Origin of the sequence: Listeria fleischmannii subsp. fleischmannii LU2006-1 (assembly GCF_000344175.1) — a bacterium.
In the GTDB taxonomy this organism is placed as follows: domain Bacteria; phylum Bacillota; class Bacilli; order Lactobacillales; family Listeriaceae; genus Listeria; species Listeria fleischmannii.
Genome location: NZ_ALWW01000056.1, coordinates 1 through 15,846, shown reverse-complemented (window position 1 = coordinate 15,846; position 15,846 = coordinate 1). Strand labels below are relative to the sequence as shown.

General features: G+C 38.4%; 16 protein-coding genes, 4 pseudogenes and 1 riboswitch. Of the genes and pseudogenes, 1 reads left to right on the top strand and 19 read right to left on the bottom strand.

All coding sequences use genetic code 11. The features are described from left to right. Positions 1 to 58 precede the first annotated feature (58 nt). The 19 genes and pseudogenes from LFLEISCH_RS15120 to LFLEISCH_RS12965 form a co-directional block, all read right to left on the bottom strand. Complete coding sequence (locus LFLEISCH_RS15120) at positions 59 to 175, bottom strand: HAD hydrolase-like protein (RefSeq protein ID WP_007477371.1); 117 nt, start codon at positions 173 to 175, stop codon at positions 59 to 61. Between the two features lie 69 nt (positions 176 to 244). Further along, the gene (locus LFLEISCH_RS13040; protein WP_007477368.1) at positions 245 to 1,651 is read right to left on the bottom strand and encodes a PTS mannitol transporter subunit IIBC; all 1,407 of its coding nucleotides are present in this window, start codon (positions 1,649 to 1,651) and stop codon (positions 245 to 247) included. Between the two features lie 31 nt (positions 1,652 to 1,682). Further along, positions 1,683 to 2,684 (bottom strand): Gfo/Idh/MocA family protein, encoded by a 1,002-nt coding sequence (locus LFLEISCH_RS13035; RefSeq protein ID WP_007477366.1) that lies wholly within the window; start codon positions 2,682 to 2,684, stop codon positions 1,683 to 1,685. Between the two features lies 1 nt (position 2,685). Next, a complete protein-coding gene (locus LFLEISCH_RS13030) occupies positions 2,686 to 3,396 on the bottom strand; it encodes an N-acetylmannosamine-6-phosphate 2-epimerase (protein WP_007477364.1) in 711 nt (236 codons plus the stop codon). A gap of 210 nt (positions 3,397 to 3,606) precedes the next feature. Further along, positions 3,607 to 4,441: pseudogene (locus tag LFLEISCH_RS13025) on the bottom strand (MetQ/NlpA family ABC transporter substrate-binding protein). A 15-nt stretch (positions 4,442 to 4,456) separates the two neighbouring features. Beyond that, positions 4,457 to 5,122: a methionine ABC transporter permease gene (locus LFLEISCH_RS13020; protein WP_007477361.1), complete on the bottom strand. Its 666-nt coding sequence runs from the start codon at positions 5,120 to 5,122 to the stop codon at positions 4,457 to 4,459. Then, positions 5,119 to 6,141 carry a methionine ABC transporter ATP-binding protein gene (locus LFLEISCH_RS13015; protein ID WP_007477360.1) on the bottom strand — a complete coding sequence of 341 codons (1,023 nt, stop codon included), beginning with the start codon at positions 6,139 to 6,141 and terminating at the stop codon, positions 5,119 to 5,121. Before LFLEISCH_RS13015 ends, LFLEISCH_RS13020 begins: the two co-directional genes overlap by 4 nt. Positions 6,142 to 6,220: 79 nt before the next feature. After that, positions 6,221 to 6,325: riboswitch (SAM riboswitch) on the bottom strand. 66 nt (positions 6,326 to 6,391) lie between these two features. After that, the gene (locus tag LFLEISCH_RS16270) at positions 6,392 to 6,526 is read right to left on the bottom strand and encodes a hypothetical protein (protein WP_258404629.1); all 135 of its coding nucleotides are present in this window, start codon (positions 6,524 to 6,526) and stop codon (positions 6,392 to 6,394) included. 81 nt (positions 6,527 to 6,607) lie between these two features. After that, on the bottom strand, positions 6,608 to 7,756 hold the full coding sequence (locus tag LFLEISCH_RS13010; RefSeq protein WP_223196456.1) for a sensor histidine kinase: 1,149 nt from the start codon (positions 7,754 to 7,756) through the stop codon (positions 6,608 to 6,610). Beyond that, positions 7,740 to 8,435, bottom strand: coding sequence for a response regulator transcription factor (locus LFLEISCH_RS13005; protein ID WP_112153877.1), 696 nt, complete (start codon positions 8,433 to 8,435; stop codon positions 7,740 to 7,742). The genes LFLEISCH_RS13010 and LFLEISCH_RS13005 overlap by 17 nt, the downstream gene beginning before the upstream one ends. A gap of 85 nt (positions 8,436 to 8,520) precedes the next feature. Then, positions 8,521 to 9,400, bottom strand: a pseudogene (locus tag LFLEISCH_RS13000) (cation diffusion facilitator family transporter). A 121-nt stretch (positions 9,401 to 9,521) separates the two neighbouring features. After that, the gene (locus LFLEISCH_RS12995; protein ID WP_007477350.1) at positions 9,522 to 9,833 is read right to left on the bottom strand and encodes a thioredoxin family protein; all 312 of its coding nucleotides are present in this window, start codon (positions 9,831 to 9,833) and stop codon (positions 9,522 to 9,524) included. 50 nt (positions 9,834 to 9,883) lie between these two features. Further along, positions 9,884 to 10,264, bottom strand: a complete 381-nt coding sequence (gcvH, locus tag LFLEISCH_RS12990) for a glycine cleavage system protein GcvH (protein WP_007477348.1) — start codon at positions 10,262 to 10,264, stop codon at positions 9,884 to 9,886. A gap of 33 nt (positions 10,265 to 10,297) precedes the next feature. Continuing rightward, a complete protein-coding gene (locus tag LFLEISCH_RS16075) occupies positions 10,298 to 10,651 on the bottom strand; it encodes an arsenate reductase family protein (protein ID WP_007477346.1) in 354 nt (117 codons plus the stop codon). Positions 10,652 to 10,924: 273 nt separating this feature from the next. After that, positions 10,925 to 11,176, bottom strand: a pseudogene (locus LFLEISCH_RS16265) (GFA family protein); the annotation flags it as partial. A 62-nt stretch (positions 11,177 to 11,238) separates the two neighbouring features. Beyond that, positions 11,239 to 12,414, bottom strand: a complete 1,176-nt coding sequence (rodA, locus tag LFLEISCH_RS12980) for a rod shape-determining protein RodA (RefSeq protein ID WP_007477345.1) — start codon at positions 12,412 to 12,414, stop codon at positions 11,239 to 11,241. A gap of 165 nt (positions 12,415 to 12,579) precedes the next feature. Further along, entirely contained in the window at positions 12,580 to 13,368 is a 789-nt protein-coding gene (locus tag LFLEISCH_RS12975) for an ABC transporter ATP-binding protein (protein WP_007477344.1), read from the bottom strand. Next, positions 13,365 to 14,369 carry a FecCD family ABC transporter permease gene (locus LFLEISCH_RS12970; RefSeq protein WP_007477342.1) on the bottom strand — a complete coding sequence of 335 codons (1,005 nt, stop codon included), beginning with the start codon at positions 14,367 to 14,369 and terminating at the stop codon, positions 13,365 to 13,367. The genes LFLEISCH_RS12975 and LFLEISCH_RS12970 overlap by 4 nt, the downstream gene beginning before the upstream one ends. Continuing rightward, positions 14,366 to 15,335, bottom strand: a pseudogene (locus LFLEISCH_RS12965) (ABC transporter substrate-binding protein). Before LFLEISCH_RS12965 ends, LFLEISCH_RS12970 begins: the two are co-directional and overlap by 4 nt. A gap of 101 nt (positions 15,336 to 15,436) precedes the next feature. On the opposite strand from LFLEISCH_RS12965, the gene LFLEISCH_RS12960 reads away from it, so the two are divergent. Next, on the top strand, positions 15,437 to 15,736 hold the full coding sequence (locus LFLEISCH_RS12960; protein WP_007477339.1) for an SdpI family protein: 300 nt from the start codon (positions 15,437 to 15,439) through the stop codon (positions 15,734 to 15,736). Positions 15,737 to 15,846 lie beyond the last annotated feature (110 nt).

Here is a 15,846-nt window from a genome sequence, read left to right as displayed (position 1 = left end):
TCGCTAATTGTTTGAAAAAACGCATCATCACTTGCTCCTACGCAAATTAAAAATTCCTCTATATCGACACGTGATAATTTTGTTCTTTTTGCAACCATTCTTTAAAAATGTCATACCAAATGACCTCTGTATCCACAATCACTCCATCAAAATCCATAATAATGGCTTTAAGCATGTTTTCCCTCCTTGAAACAACTAAAATTTGGAAGGGATACGCTTCTAAAATGTTCCCTTCCAAATCCTTTTATTTTTCTTTACGACTTTCCACCAGATGATCAATCAGTTCTGCATATTCTGGTGCGTTTAAATAATCAACAATTTCAACATAATATGCACCCGGTTGATTTTCACGTACCCTTTCCATAAGCGACTTATGCGTGACCACAATATCACATTCCGTTGGTAATTCAGGCACGGCAATGTGAAAAACTTGAATATCCTCTAAGCCAGCTTGATTGATTTTTTTCTGAAGAACAGAGGCTCCCATCGCACTAGAGCCTAGGCCAGCATCACACGCATATGCAATTTTTCTTACTTGACTAAAATCAAAATCGTTTGTTTCCTTTTCAGCAAAAACAGAAGAGATACTACTTTTCTTTCCTTTTAAACCTTCCATTTTTACAGCAGCTTGTTGCAACGCCTCATCATTATTTTTCGCCCGTTTAATGAACGGAATAGCCGTCAGGAAAGTAACAAGTGCCGCCGCTAGGACTGCGATAATAATTTTAATATGGTCGCCTGGTGCCGCCATCATCATAATCGTAATAATACTTCCGGGTGAAGCGACTCCAACAAGCCCAGCGTTTGTCATTGTTAAAATAAAGGTTCCCGTCATACCACCTAAAATAAGCGGTAAAATAAGAACAGGATTCATTAAAACAAATGGGAAGTAGATTTCATGAATACCACCGAAAAAGTGAATCACACTTGCCCCGTAAGAGGACGCTTTGGAACTTCCTTTGCCGAAAAACATGTAACCAAGTAAAATACCCAAACCCGGTCCAGGATTCGATTCCAATAAATATAAAACCGATTTCCCTGTCTCAGCAAGTTGCAACGTCGCGAGCGGACTTAAAATCCCTTGACCAATCGCATTATTTAAAAATAGGATTTTCGCTGGTTCAATGATGAGCGCGGTTAGAGGCAGTAAGTGGTAGTTAATTAAATAATCTACACCTTCCGCGAGCACAGTGGTCACACTAGAAACAGCCGGCGCAACCGCCACATAAGCAAATAGAGCCATTAAGGCGCCTATAATCCCGATAGAAAAATTATTAATCAGTAATTCAAAACCAGTTGGGATTTTCCCATCAATTTTTTCATCAAATTTTTTCAAAATCCAGGCAGAGAGAGGTCCCATAATCATTGCCCCGATAAACATCGTAATATCTGAGCTAATAATAGCACCCATTGTCGCTACTGTTGCAATGACACCCCCACGATATCCGTGAACAGCTCGACCACCGGCAAATGCAATTAATAGCGGTAGCAAATAATTGAGCATGGGTCCGATAAAACTTTTTAGCATTTCACTACCTGTTGCTACTCCAATCGCGGTTAAAATCCCCCACGCCATAAAGGCTCCGAGATTTGGAATCACCATACCACTTAGTTTACTTCCAAATTTTTGAACTTTTACATGAATGGACATTTTAGTCCCCCCTTTTAAAAAAAACATGTTTTTAAAGCTCTACTTCTTTTCCTTCTTTTATTGAACGTTCAATCGCATCCACTACACGGAGTGAATCAAGTGCTTCTTTTGGCGTAATAATGGATTTTGTTCCGCTAACTACATTATTAATAAAAGCCATGACTTCTTCTGCTAAATCGCCGCTTACTTCACCGTTAACATAGTACCAATGTCTGGAATCTGGATACGAAACGCCTTCATCGCTCACAAATTTAACGCCTTGATCACATGAATCGATGTACGCCACCCCTTTTGTTCCCACAAGTTCTAATTTATCATCAATAATGGTTGGCGAATTTTCAGGAAGCACCCAACATGCTTCAAGACAAGCAATGGCGCCATTTTCATAAGTCACGATGGCGTAGATTACATCATTCATTCCGTTTTCTTTTAAGAGCACACTGCGACTTTTGGCAAAAACTTTGACCGGATTGCTATTCATATACCAGTTAATATAATCAATATCATGAATCATGACATGCATACTAAGGTCTGATGCCCCTATATAACGTTTTGGTCCCGTAATTGGACTATTCCGTCTACAATAAAGGTGAATAATGTCGCCTAGTTCTCCGTTATCCAGTCTTTGCTTCACCATATTAAAACGCGGATCAAATCGTAATAAGAAACCGACCGTGAAGACTTTGTCATAATTTTTTGTAATTTCATAAATGGCTTCTCCGTCTTCTAATTCTTTCGCAATGGGCTTTTCAAGTAAAATATGCTTATTGTGCTGCACGGCTAATTCGACACATTCCCGGTGCATATTATCTGGGAGCACGATGCTCACCGCATCAATTTCCGGGTTTTTTAACAAATCATGGTAATCTTTATAACCTTGGCACTGAAATTTTTGTTCGGCTTTTGCGCGTTTTTCATCGTTATATTCACAAATAGCAACTAACTCTACTTGTGGTAATTTTTGATAGATTTCTGCGTGATAGGTCCCCATCTGTCCGATTCCGATTACAGCCACTTTTACTTTTCGTTCCATTTTAAAATTCCTCTCCTTTTACTTGTTTAATGGATTCGATAAATCGTTCGGTGATTTCTTTCGGGCGTGTGATTGCTCCGCCGACAACAACTGATTCTACCCCTAATTCTAGGACTCTTTTAGCCTTTTCTGGCGTATCCACTTTGCCTTCCGCGATTACGGGAACGGTTGATTTTTGTAACACTTCTTTTAAATAAGCAAAATCATTATCGCTAATATTGCATCCCGCGGTTTCCTCTGTATAGCCGTGCAAAGTGGTTCCGATTATATCAACACCTGCTTTTAGAGCAAAAGTAACATCATTTAAGCTTGCGGTATCACCCATTATGAGTATGTCTTTAAACTCCTTTTTCACGGAATGAATAATCTCTTTTAGGTCTTCATTTTGGGGTCTTTTACGGCTTGTAGCATCTAGGGCTACAACAGACACGCCTGTTTTGCAAATTGCTCGTACTTCTTTTAAAGTTGGGGTTATAAAAACTTCTGAGTCTGGATACTCCTTTTTAAATATACCGATAATGGGTAAATTTACTTCTTTTTGAATCGCCTTTATATCTTCTACTGAATTGGCTCGAATACCTACGGCTCCCCCAGCTAATGCGGCTTTTGCCATTTTAGACATGATAAAAGAGCTATGTAATGGCTCACCTTCTAGAGCTTGGCAGGAAACTATCAATCCTCCTTTTACTTTGGTTAAAAATGAATTCATCATGGTTTCTCCTCCTTCTCGGGCTTTTGCTTCTTTTTATATAAAGTATGCGCTTTCAACTAAAATATACTATAGAAAAAATATTTAATCAATATAACAAAATGAAAATAATTATCGTTTCAATGCGTTAAATATTGATAGCCTAGCTTTGAAATTTTTTTTATTTTTTTACAGAAAAAAAAGACACCCCATTTCTGGCGATGTCCCTTACTATTATTTATTTACAGGTACTACTGCGCCGCCCCACTCTTTTGTAATCCAGTCTTGAATTTCTTTTGAGTGTAGGACTTCAACTAGTTTTTTCACGTTTTTTATTATCTTTATTTTCCTCTTTTGTTACGACAATATTTGCGTAAGGCGAATCTTTGCTTTCAATTGCGATGGCATCTTTTGTTGGGTTTAATCCTTGGTCAACAACAAAGTTTGAGTTAATGGCAACAGCGTCACCTTCTTCATTGTTGTAAGCAGTCATAAGATAGGCTGGGTCTAAATCATATTTGAATTTTAAGTTTTTCGGATTGTCTTTAATATCATCAAACGTAGCATCTTGTGCTTTCACACCATCTTTTAGTGTGAGCAAACCTTCATCAACAAAAATGCCAATGACACGTGGCCAGTCTGATTTACTGTTTGAAAGTAAAATTTGCGCGCCGTCTTTTAAATCTTTTAAGTCTTTCACTTTTTTAGAATAAATTCCCATTGGCTCAATGTGAATCGCACCAACGTCTGCAAATTTATAGCCCTTTTCTTTTTCTTCTAATTCTAAGTAAGGTTTATGTTGGAAATAGTTCGCATCTAATTCGCCTTCATCAAGCGCTTTATTTGGCATTACGTAGTCGGTATATTTGACAATTTTAAGTTTGATGCCTTCTTTTTCTAAAATTGGTTTTGCCTGTTCTAAAATTTGCGCATGAGGCGTGTTGGAAGCACCAACGATTAATTCCTTGCTGTCAGAACTGGATGACTTTTTATCCGAAGAACCGCTGCCACAAGCGGCTAAAACTAGAATTAAACTAAAAACAAAAACTGCTCCAAAAAATTTTTTCATATTAAACTCTCCTTTTTATCTTTTATCGACTGCTTTTGTAAGTAAATCCCCGATGATCTGAAAAATAAATACGATAATCAAAATAATGATGGTTGCAACAATCGTGACGTCTGGTTGATTACGCTGGAAACCTTCTAAGTATGCGGCGTTTCCAAGTCCGCCTGCTCCGATTACACCTGCCATCGCGGTAAAACCTACTAGCGAAATTGCTGTAACGGTTATGCCTGATACGATAGCTGGTAAAGCTTCCGGAATTAAAACTTTACCGATGATGGTGAAAAGATTAGCGCCCATTGATTTTGCTGCCTCAATCACACCTTTATCCACTTCACGAAAGGCAATTTCAACCATTCTCGCATAAAATGGTGCGGCGGAAATAATTAAAGCAGGTAAAGCGGCTTTTGGTCCGATAATGGTCCCAACAAGAGTTTTGGTCATCGGCAAAAGTAAAACAATTAAAATAATAAATGGAATAGAGCGGAATACATTTACAAGTATTGCTGTTATCCAATATAAAATCTTAGCTGGTAACCCTTCTTTTCGATTGGTTAAAAAGAGTAGTAAGCCAAGTAAGATACCTAATACAAAAACAGCAACTAAAGAATAAAGTGTCATATAAAGTGTTTCCTCTGTATAACTCCACATTAGTTGCCAGTCTACATCTGGGAAGATTTCCTTCATCCTTCAATCACCTCTGTTTCAATCTTCAAGTCGCGTAAATGCTGAATCGTCTGAGTGATTTCCGTTTCAGAACCTTCAATTTGCACATAAAGCGTACCATAAGCACCGTTTTGGGTTTGTGTTAAACTCCCGTGAAGGACATTTAAAGAAACATCATGTTCTTTGGCCACTTCAGAAATCACAGGCCTGGTTGCATTTTCACTCATAAAGAGCAGTTTCACAAGTTTTCCTTCTGAATAATTTTCCAGTAAAAGGTGAATCAATTCTTCGGTTTCATCTGATTCAGTCACTTGCTCGATAAATCGCTTTGTCACAGGTTGTTTCGGATGTTTGAAAACTTCTAATACATCTCCAATTTCAACTACTTTCCCTGCCTCCATGACAGCAACACGGTTACAAATTTTGCGGATTACATGCATTTCATGGGTGATGACAATAATCGTTAAGTTTAAACGTTTATTAATATCCAGTAATAATTCTAAAACCTCATCTGTGGTTTGTGGATCAAGCGCGCTTGTTGCTTCGTCACAAAGTAGTACAGTAGGGTTATTCGCAAGCGCCCTAGCAATGCCAACGCGTTGTTTTTGTCCGCCACTTAATTCGGACGGGTATGAATTTTCTTTTCCTTCTAGTCCAACTAAACGAATCAGTTCATTCACACGTTCTTTTCGTTTTTGTCCGCGAACTCCTGCAATTTCTAGTGGGAACGCGATGTTATCATATACTGTCCGCGACCAAAGCAGATTAAAATGTTGGAAAATCATCCCAATTTTTTGCCGAGCCTTACGAAGTTCACGCCCTCGAATTTGACTGACCATTTTCCCGTTTACGTCAACTTGTCCAGTCGTTGGGAGTTCTAGGCCATTAAATAAGCGAATTAAGCTACTTTTCCCTGCGCCCGAATAACCAATGACGCCAAATATTTCACCTTCCGCTATTTCCAGGCTGACATCATCTACGGCCCGAACTTTATTTTTTCTCGTCGTGTAATCTTTTACCACATTTTGAAGTGTTATCATTCGCCTCACCTTTTTCTCTCAATATAAAAAGCCTTTCTGCATGAGCAGAAAGGCACGAATTTTGCTTTGTACGACTTTCTTCTCATCTTTCAGAACCATTTGTCCTGTATGAATTAGCACCTTAAGTGATTACTTAGGTTGCTGGGCTTCGTCGGGCATATCCCTCCGCCACTCTTGATAAGAATTAAATTATAAGTGACACATTAGCATGTGTCCTGTTTTTTCATATTACAGTTAGAATGCCTTTTTGTCAACAGTAAATTTCAGTTTTATGTATGGCTTGTACATTTCCAGATATTTCGGGGCGCATTTGATAGGTATAATAAAAAACCGCAATGACCGTTAAAATAGCAATTGTCACAATAAAAAAGCTTTTCCTTGTCATTTCATTCCCCTCCTAATGTCCATTTTACTTTGCCAAACTAAAAGGGCGGGAAAGAAATGAGAAAGAAAAGCTAAAGTTTTTTTACATTTGAATAAGTGGTAACTTCACTGTAAATGTCGTTTTATGGTGCTTACTTGTTGCCATTACTAAGCCGCCGTGGCGCTCTACAATGGACTTCGCAATGGCAAGGCCTAGACCTGTTCCAGTCGTCGTCCTATTTTTATCCACTTTATAAAAACGGTCAAACAGATGGGGCAAATCAAGCGCTGGAATTTCTTCCCCATAATTAATAACATCAATTACTGCAAAATCGCCTTCTTTTCGGGCAGCTAAATCAATATTTTTATTTCCCTCGCCGTATCTAAGGGCATTCGAAAATAAGTTTTCAAATAAACGCATAATTTGATTTCCGTCCCCACTGACAACTAAATTTTCAGCCTCATAGGTTTCTACGATTTCCATTCCCTTATCGCGGGCAAGTCCATCAAATTCCGCGACAAGTTGTCTCAGTAGCTCGACCATATCAAGTCGGTCATTTTCTAAAGTATATTCTGCACTTTCCAGGCGTGTATAAGAAAATAAGTCATCAATTAGTTTATGCAAGTGCTTGGCTTTATCATAAACCAGCTCGGTGTAATATTTGAGTTCCACCTCATCGCGGTACCTATCATCATGAATATAGCTTAAATAGCCTAAAATGGATGTTAGTGGCGTTCTTAAGTCATGGGATACATTCGTTATTAAATCATTTTTAGCTTGCTGCGCCTCTTGTTCTTGCTTCATCAAGTTTCGCTGCCTCGCACGCATTTTTTCAATATTGACCTCTAACTCCCGAATTTCCGGGACGAGACTCTCTGTATCTACTGGGCGACCAAGTCCGAGCGCGTAGTTAATGGTTTGAAGCTGTTTCTTTAGTTTTCGTTGTCGCATCAAACGGTAGAAAATATAAAATATTAAAAGCGCTATGATAAGCGTGATGAGGTATTTAATCAAAAGAAGAACGGGTGATTCTACCACGTTATTGTATTTCCCGCGGCCAAATAAATCAATGAACGAATCGCTTAACCCGCGAAGCACGACCGAATCATCACGAATAGACAGCACCCACAAATAAAGCGTTTGAAGTGCCACACCAGCTAATAACCATGAAATTATCGCAAAAAAAGCAACTTGCCAAGGACCCATTACATGTGCGAGTCGCCCCATCATTTGTTTAAATTTCAATTTTATACCCTACTCCCCAAATTGTTTTAATCACATTTTCACCATCAAGAGCTTCACGCAGTTTATCACGTAAATTACTAATATGCACCATCACCGTTTTACTCGCGCCAAATGCCTGCTCCTGCCAAATTTTTTCAAAGATATATTCGGAACTAAAAACCCGGCCTGGTTCACTTGCCAACAGGTGTAAAATATCAAACTCCGACGTCGTCAAATGAAGTTCCCGCTCTCCGACCATTACAATATGTTGATCACGATTGATTTCAATCGGACCAATTATTAAATTATTCGTTTCATCGGCCGCAACAGACTGCATATTTTGAATGCGTCTTAAAATGGCCTTTACGCGTACAGAAAGCTCTAGGGGATTAAACGGTTTAACCATATAGTCATCTGCGCCAGTTAAAAGCCCCATAATTTTATCATTATCCTCAGCCTTTGCACTAAGCATTAAAATCGGCGTTAAAATCCCTTCACTGCGCATCATGCGACAAACTTCTAACCCATCCATTTCAGGCATCATAATATCTAAAATGATAAGTGAAAAATCAATTTTATTGACCAAATTCCAAACTTCAGCCCCGTCATAGGCTTGGTGAATATCATAGCCTTCATTTTGCAGGTAAAGCTTGACTAAGTCGACAATTTCCTTATCATCATCCGCTATTAAAATTGATGTCATTATTCCTTACCTCTTCTCATTTTTGTTACCCTCATTGTACCACCACCACGAAAAAAAAAGAAATCAGTTGTGATTTCTTTAATAAATATTAAACATTTGGCGTATGTACACTCTCTTCCTCTGGCTCTAAATGAATCAGCACCTGCGCCTTTGAATAGAAGGCACCAATTTCCTCTTCAATTGTATCACATAGCGAGTGCGCCGCCGTCACAGTCATCTCACTTGACACCACTAAATGAAAATCGATATACTCCTCTCGCCCCAGAACGCCGCGAACGAAAATCATGAAACTCGATAAACTCTTCTTTATGGGCTAAAATAATTCGTTTGATTTCTTCTTCCTCTTTTTTGTTTAAACGTTGGTCCATAAGAGGCGGAAACGATTCTTTTAACAGCTTCCATGCTTCATACATAATATAAATTGCGGTTAATATCGCAATCGTTGGATCGAGAAAAGTCCAGCCAGTCAAATAAACGAGTAGCAAACTGGCCGCAATACCAAGTGATGTAAATACATCCGTATAAAGATGTAACGCATTCGATTTCATCGCCACTGAATTCGCTTTATCGGCCGCACGTTTAATAATTCTTGAAATGACAATATTCACAGTAGCCCCAAATAGCATCACAATAATTCCTAGAGCCGGAAACTTAATTTCATGTGGATTCATAAATTTATCGACCGATTCGATAATAATCCAAATACCTGCTACAAAAATAAGTAAAGTTTCAATTGTTCCCGCAATATTTTCCGCTTTTCCGTGCCCATAAGGATGGTCATCATCAGCTGGGCGTCCAGCAATGCGAATCGAGAAAAAGGTAATAACAGAAGCAAAAAGGTCCATAGATGAATGAACTGCCTCCGAAATAACTGCCACTGATCCCGTTAAAAAGCCAACAATAAATTTTAAAACGACAATCACAAAATTACTAATTACAGATAAAATGGTTAAATTACTATGACTCATTTTAATTGCCTCCACACACTCACTTTTAAAGTACCTGAAATAGTGTATCATATAGAAGTTAAATGGGTCTACAGCAACCTTTTTAGTGGTAACCAGTTCTATATCGGATGCGAAACTTTTTTTACTTAGGTAAACTTTTTTCAAAAAAACGAAAAACCGCGACTATATTATCCAAAGTATACGTTTTCTCACTAAATTCCCCGCTATCAATGCGCACTAAAACTGGCACTGCCTCGATTTTAAAAAGGGGCGCAAATTCTTTTGATAAATTTAAATCTAGCGCATAAATAGGTAAGTCCGAACTTTTTTCCGCAAGTTCAATCATCTGTCTTGCTAGCTGGCAAGAACCGCATAATGGTGTATAAAAATAAAAAAAGCCACTTTTCTTTTCTTCCAAAAAGCGTGCCAAATCTTTACTTTCGACTTGAATCATATAAACCTCCTAAAAAAGCCAACCTAAATGTAGGTTGGCTTTGAAACATCTTAATCCTCAATCACTTTTTCGTAATCTTCACTCGATAGTAAGCCATCAATTTGTTCAGCAGATACATCTTTTACTTTTAAAATCCAACCTTTTTCATATGTATCACTGTTTAAAAGTTCAGGCTCATCTTCTAGGCTATCATTAATTTCTACTACTTCACCTGTTACAGGTGCATAAAAATCAGAAACCGTTTTGACAGACTCGATACTACCAATGGAATCACCTTGTTCAATTTTATCGCCAACCTCAGGCAATTCAACAAAAACAATGTCCCCTAATTGATCTTGTGCAAAGTCTGTAATTCCAATAACATATGTATCGCCGTCTTTTTTCACCCATTCATGTTCTTCTGTATAAAGCAATTCTTTTGGTAAACTCATTTAAAAACTCCTCCTTTGATTAAAAGCGCAATTTTATTTCCAAGCAGCTCTAAATTCTTCCTCTTTAAAGCCGAGTGTTACCTTTTTCCCATCCGTTGTAAGCGGACGCTTAATTAATTTTCCATCAGAAGCTAGCAATTCAAAAGCTTCATCCTGAGACATATCCTCAAGTTTATCCTTTAAACCAAGTTCACGATATTTAATCCCACTCGTATTAAAGAAACGACGAATCGGCAATCCACTTTTTTCCCAAAGTGCCTTTAACTCATCTGCTGACGGCGGGTTTTCGATTAAATCGATTTTGTTAACCACAACCTTGTTCTCTTCAATAAAAGCAAGGGCTTTCCTACATGTTGAACACTTCGGATACCAATAAAAATCTATCACAATCGCTACTCCCTTCTTACTTAAGTCTAAGTCTATCATAGTCCATTTTCCCCAAAAGTACAAATAAAAAAGCAATTTTTTGAGGAAAATAAGCACGAAGCAAGAAAGCGCATACAAATAAGTTATAGGTTTTTTTAAAAATTCTTCTTCCGTCCACTTTTTGGTCTCATTTTTAAAATCATAATACGCAGGCTTAGCATCAATATAAATTTCACTAACCAGCCTAAAATCCTCCAAGTGAAAGAGCTCTGAACTCATAAAATACTCATTTGATTCCACAGAATGGTAAAACAAAGTAGAACCACACTTATTACAAAAACCCCGCTTAGCCCATTTTGATGATGGAAACTCCGTAATATATTTTTCCCCTGAAAAAGTAACATGACTTGAAGCCTCAATAGATAAAAAAGGTCCCGCTGTCCATTTCCGACACATTTCACAATGACAAGCATGAATATCATGATTTTTAGGTGTTATCACAATACTAACTGCCCCGCAAAGACAAGTCCCCTGTAAATTTTCCATATACTCACTCCTTTTTCTTTTATTATAAACGAAAACAAAAGAAAAAGCTGAATCAAAATGATTCAGCTTTGTATTGCCTTGCTATCCATTTCAAACATCGATTTTTGATAGTTAAAGCGAATGGATAAAATTAAACCGATGGCCATCATATTCCCAAGAAGGGCACTACCACCATAACTAATAAACGGAAGCGGTATACCGGTAATTGGTAATAAACCAATATTCATTCCTACATTTTCAAGAACGTGGAACATAATCATCATGACAACACCTGTACAGATATATGAGTAGTAAGGAACATTAATATCAAGCGCTACACGGATAATTTGATAAATTAATAGGAAGTATAGAGCTAGTAAGATACTTGCACCTATAAACCCGTAGTCCCCACCAATAATTGTAAAAATAAAATCATTGTGATTTTCCGGAATCGCTATGGCATCATAACCGGCGCCATTTCCGCTAATTTGTCCAGAGCCAATAGCTGTCATGGCGCGAAGAACTTGGTATCCGCCACCTTGTGGATCAGTTTCCGGATTAATCCATGTTGTAATACGGTCAAACTGATAAGGTTTAAAACCAATTTTAATTAGCCAACTTTGATGATTAATAACCATCCAAATTGCCGCTGTCCCAATTGCGATAATCCCGCCATAAAGCGGCACAATAATTTTCCAACTTATTCCTGAGACTAAAATCATCCCCGCAATAATTGCGATAAAAACAAGTGTTGTTCCCAAATCTGGCTGTAACATAATTAATGCTAATGGCACCGCCGCAAAAAGCCCTATTTTAACAATTAACCAAAAATCATACTTAATCGTATGTACTTTAAATTTATTGTTATGGTCCATAATTACTTTCGCTAAAACAATAATGATAATAACTTTAACCACTTCAGATGGTTGTAAACTACCTAAAAATGGAATAATAATCCAGCTTTTCGCACCCTTTACCTCTTTACCAAAAACGAGTACAAAAATAAGCAAGAAAATTCCAAGTGCATAGTAATAATACGCCCATTTTGTCAGCCTATCATAATCCAGTTGCATCATAACAATAATTGCAAAAGTTGTTACAACATACCAGACAATTTGTTTCATCACAAAGTTTGTATCGTATTGCGCGTTTGTAATTTGTGCGCTATAAATCGATATTAAACTAATTAAACAGAGCAACATTAACGTTAAAATGATACCATAATCAATTCGCCCTGCCATTTTATTTTGCTGATTCATTCTTTACGCTCTCCTAACTGATTGGTAACAAAAAAATTTGACTACTTTGTCCCCCAAACACTCCCGTAAAACCCAAGTTTATCTATTATAACACAAATTTCTCTTTACTATTATAAAAGAGTTTTTACCAGATAGGAAGCTTTTTCACGAAATTCTAATCTAAAATTATGATGAGAAACGCGTCGACGCCACAGGCTGAATGGATAGCCTACCGTAAGCCTCAGAAATCTCTGCTTTTATATGAAAAACTTCTGCCAAAAGTTCCTTCGTAAACACCTCATGCGGCGTACCCGTTTTTACAATCTTACCATCCTGACAAGCAAAAATTTGATCACTATAAAGTGCCGCTTGATTCAAGTCATGCAGTACAAGCACAATCGTCATCCCATAATCGCGATTTAGTTTTGTCAGTAAATCCAAAAGCTCGAGCTGATGAGCAATATCCAGGTAAGTCGTCGGTTCATCTAATAATAAAACCGGCGTTTTTTGGGCTAAAGCCATACCAAGCCACGCTCGCTGCCGCTCGCCGCCAGATAATGTGTGTAGCGGCCGATAAGCGAGCTCCTCCAAATTGCATACCGTAAGCGCCCACTTAATGACCGCCTCGTCCTCATCCGAAATCCCTGTACTTAGAAAAGACTTATGTGGCATTCTTCCGTAAGCAATCAAATCGTGAACGACCACATCAAGAAGGCCATCAGGCGATTGCGATAACATCGTCATTTCTTTGGCTAACTTTTTTGAACTAATGGAGGCCACATTGATTCCGTCCAGCAAAACACAACCGCTTTTCGGCTCCAAAAGGCACATTATTAAGCGCAAAATGGTAGATTTTCCAGAGCCATTCGGTCCTACAAGGGTGGTCATTTTACCTTGTTCAATTTGCAGTGATAAATCGGAAATCTCAAAATCCTTTTTTCTCGAAAAAGAAAGGTCTTCGATATTTATTTTCATGAAGTGACACGTCCTCTCTGTAATAAAATGAGGAAGAATGGGGCACCAATCATCGCAAGTAGAATCCCCACCGGTAGTTCAATGGAGCCGAACCAGCTCCGCGCCGCTGTGTCGGCAAATCCTACTAAAACGGCGCCGCCAATTGCCGAAATGGGCAGTAAAAATTTATAATCGTTTCCAATAATTAATCTGAAAATGTGCGGGACAACTAGTCCTACAAAGCCAATTAAACCTGCAACACTGACCGCGACCCCACTTAAAAATGCGGCCAACATGATAATAAAAAAGCGGTGTTTTTCAACAGAATAGCCTAATAATTTAGCCGCGTCATCCCCGAGCATAAGCACATTTGAAGAGCGGATTGCAAAAATACTAAGCACAAAACCAATCATCATGTACGGGAAGATCATCTCAAGGTGATACCAACTTTTCCCAGAAAGAGTTCCCGTCATCCATGAAATAACGCTCTGAACACGGTTTGAGTAAAGCACCATCACGCCAGAAGTCATGGCCGTAATAAACGCATTAATCGCCACACCAGATAAAATCACGCGTAGTGGCGAAACCCCTTTATCCCAAGCCACTAGGTAGATTAAAAGGGCTGTTCCAAATGCACCTAAAAACGCGCCAAGAGGGACAAAGCCCGTTAAGCTTGGAAAAACGATTGTTAAAATAATCGCTACAAGGCCTCCGCCTGCCGAAACCCCAATAACGCCTGGATCCGCGAGTGGGTTTCGCATCACACCTTGAAGCAAGCAACCTGAAATGGCGAGCGCCGCCCCAACTAAAAAGGCAATTAAAAGACGCGGCAAGCGCAAATTCCACACCAATTGATTGGCGAGTGCGTCCCCGCTACCCGTTATAGCATGCCACACCTCTGAATAAGAAAGCTTTACAGAACCGGTTGTTAGACCATAAAAAAACACAAAAACAAGAAGAAGACATATCAAAACAAATGAAATGAGACGACGTTTCCGTCTAGGGTCATGTGTTATTTTCATTTTGCCACCTGATTTAATTGATTCGCCATATAAGTGAGAGCCTCATCGATTCTTACACCTGGATTTGTTCCGAATAAATTAGCTGGAAGGACTTTGATATTGCCCTTTTTGACTGCTGTTGTCGAATTCCAGGCCTCATTTTGTTCCATCTCTTTTCGAAAAGCCATTTCGGTTTCTTTTTCATCACCACCGTGAATCATGAGAAAAATAACTTCCGGGTCTTCTGCGACAATTTTTTCAATGTTAAGCGCCGCATATTGCGGAAAGTTTTCGACACCTTTTAAATTTTCAGCCACGTTCTCACCACCTGCAATTCTAAGGGTATCCCCGCTTAGTGAAGATGGTAATGCTGCATAATTACTTCCTGGGGCGCCCAAAACGAGAAGTGCGCGCACTTTTTTTCCGGCTTGGGCCGTTTCGACTTCCTGTTCTTTTTTAGAAAGCGTGTTGTTTAATTCTTTTGCTCGTTCTTCTGCTCCTACTAATTTTCCGAGTATGGCGGTTTGTTGCTTAATTTCATCCACAGAATTTGCTCCTGTGAGAATGACTTTTGCTCCGAGCGATTCAAGTGCTGGAACATCTTTTAAATTTTGTTCCGAGCTTGCGACAATAACATCAGGTGTAAGAGAGGCTATTTTTTCTAAATTTAAGTCATGGGTGTTGCCAACCTGAGTGGCTGACTTGGCCTCTTTTGGATCAACTCCACTAGCATCCTGCGTTTGACGCCCTACCACTTTCCCACCAAGCGCATAGACAATGTTCATATCTGAATTTGTTAAGGTAATAATTCGCTGCGGTTTTTTTTCAAAACGGACAGTCCGACCTGCCATATCTTTTATTTGTAAAACGGTTTTCCCTGTTTTTGTTCTCATTAGAAATTTTCTTTTCTGCTGAATTTGTTGGCTGTGAACATGCAGAAAGGGCTACTATTGCGATAAAAAACAGTCCTAAGTATGCCTTTTTCATAGTTTCCTCCCCATATTTTCTGGTATATTTATTGTACTAGAAAAAGCCTCTGAATTCAAAGGCTAATTGATAACCATTTTCAATAAGAACGGAGTCTTACTATGTTAGATTTTCTACTACCCCTTTTATTAATCGGATTAGGCGTGTATTTTTATTTTTTTACACCCGAAAATCAAAACCAAACTTTCGCTTATAGGACAAAGGCGAGTTTACAATCACCTGAAACGTTCCATTACGCGCACCGCTATTTAGGCATGTTTTGGCTTGTTTTAGGTATCGGTTTGTGGTTAGTTTATCTTATTTTAAGTTTCATTCCCCTCCATTTTTTCGTGCGTAGTAGTTTATTTTTTATGCTCTTTTCTTTTAACCTTATTTATTTCGATTATCATGACGGAACATAAAATTAAACAATAAAAATTTATTGATATTCGATAAAGGATATTGTATACTACAAATAATTCTAAATTTGTGAGGTCTTATTTATGAAAAAATGAAACGCTTAATTTTTAAA

Excerpts from the sequence above, each read along its gene's own strand:
- LFLEISCH_RS13035 (WP_007477366.1), bottom strand. The coding sequence starts at position 2,684 with ATGGAACGAAAAGTAAAAGTGGCTGTAATCGGAATCGGACAGATGGGG.
- LFLEISCH_RS12960 (WP_007477339.1), top strand. The coding sequence starts at position 15,437 with ATGTTAGATTTTCTACTACCCCTTTTATTAATCGGATTAGGCGTGTAT.
- LFLEISCH_RS13040 (WP_007477368.1), bottom strand. The coding sequence starts at position 1,651 with ATGTCCATTCATGTAAAAGTTCAAAAATTTGGAAGTAAACTAAGTGGT.
- LFLEISCH_RS15120 (WP_007477371.1), bottom strand. The coding sequence starts at position 175 with ATGCTTAAAGCCATTATTATGGATTTTGATGGAGTGATTGTGGATACA.
- LFLEISCH_RS13015 (WP_007477360.1), bottom strand. The coding sequence starts at position 6,141 with ATGATAACACTTCAAAATGTGGTAAAAGATTACACGACGAGAAAAAAT.
- LFLEISCH_RS13030 (WP_007477364.1), bottom strand. The coding sequence starts at position 3,396 with ATGATGAATTCATTTTTAACCAAAGTAAAAGGAGGATTGATAGTTTCC.
- LFLEISCH_RS12970 (WP_007477342.1), bottom strand. The coding sequence starts at position 14,369 with ATGAAAATAACACATGACCCTAGACGGAAACGTCGTCTCATTTCATTT.
- LFLEISCH_RS13020 (WP_007477361.1), bottom strand. The coding sequence starts at position 5,122 with ATGAAGGAAATCTTCCCAGATGTAGACTGGCAACTAATGTGGAGTTAT.
- LFLEISCH_RS12995 (WP_007477350.1), bottom strand. The coding sequence starts at position 9,833 with ATGATTCAAGTCGAAAGTAAAGATTTGGCACGCTTTTTGGAAGAAAAG.
- LFLEISCH_RS12975 (WP_007477344.1), bottom strand. The coding sequence starts at position 13,368 with ATGAAAATAAATATCGAAGACCTTTCTTTTTCGAGAAAAAAGGATTTT.
- LFLEISCH_RS16270 (WP_258404629.1), bottom strand. The coding sequence starts at position 6,526 with ATGACAAGGAAAAGCTTTTTTATTGTGACAATTGCTATTTTAACGGTC.
- rodA (WP_007477345.1), bottom strand. The coding sequence starts at position 12,414 with ATGAATCAGCAAAATAAAATGGCAGGGCGAATTGATTATGGTATCATT.
- gcvH (WP_007477348.1), bottom strand. The coding sequence starts at position 10,264 with ATGAGTTTACCAAAAGAATTGCTTTATACAGAAGAACATGAATGGGTG.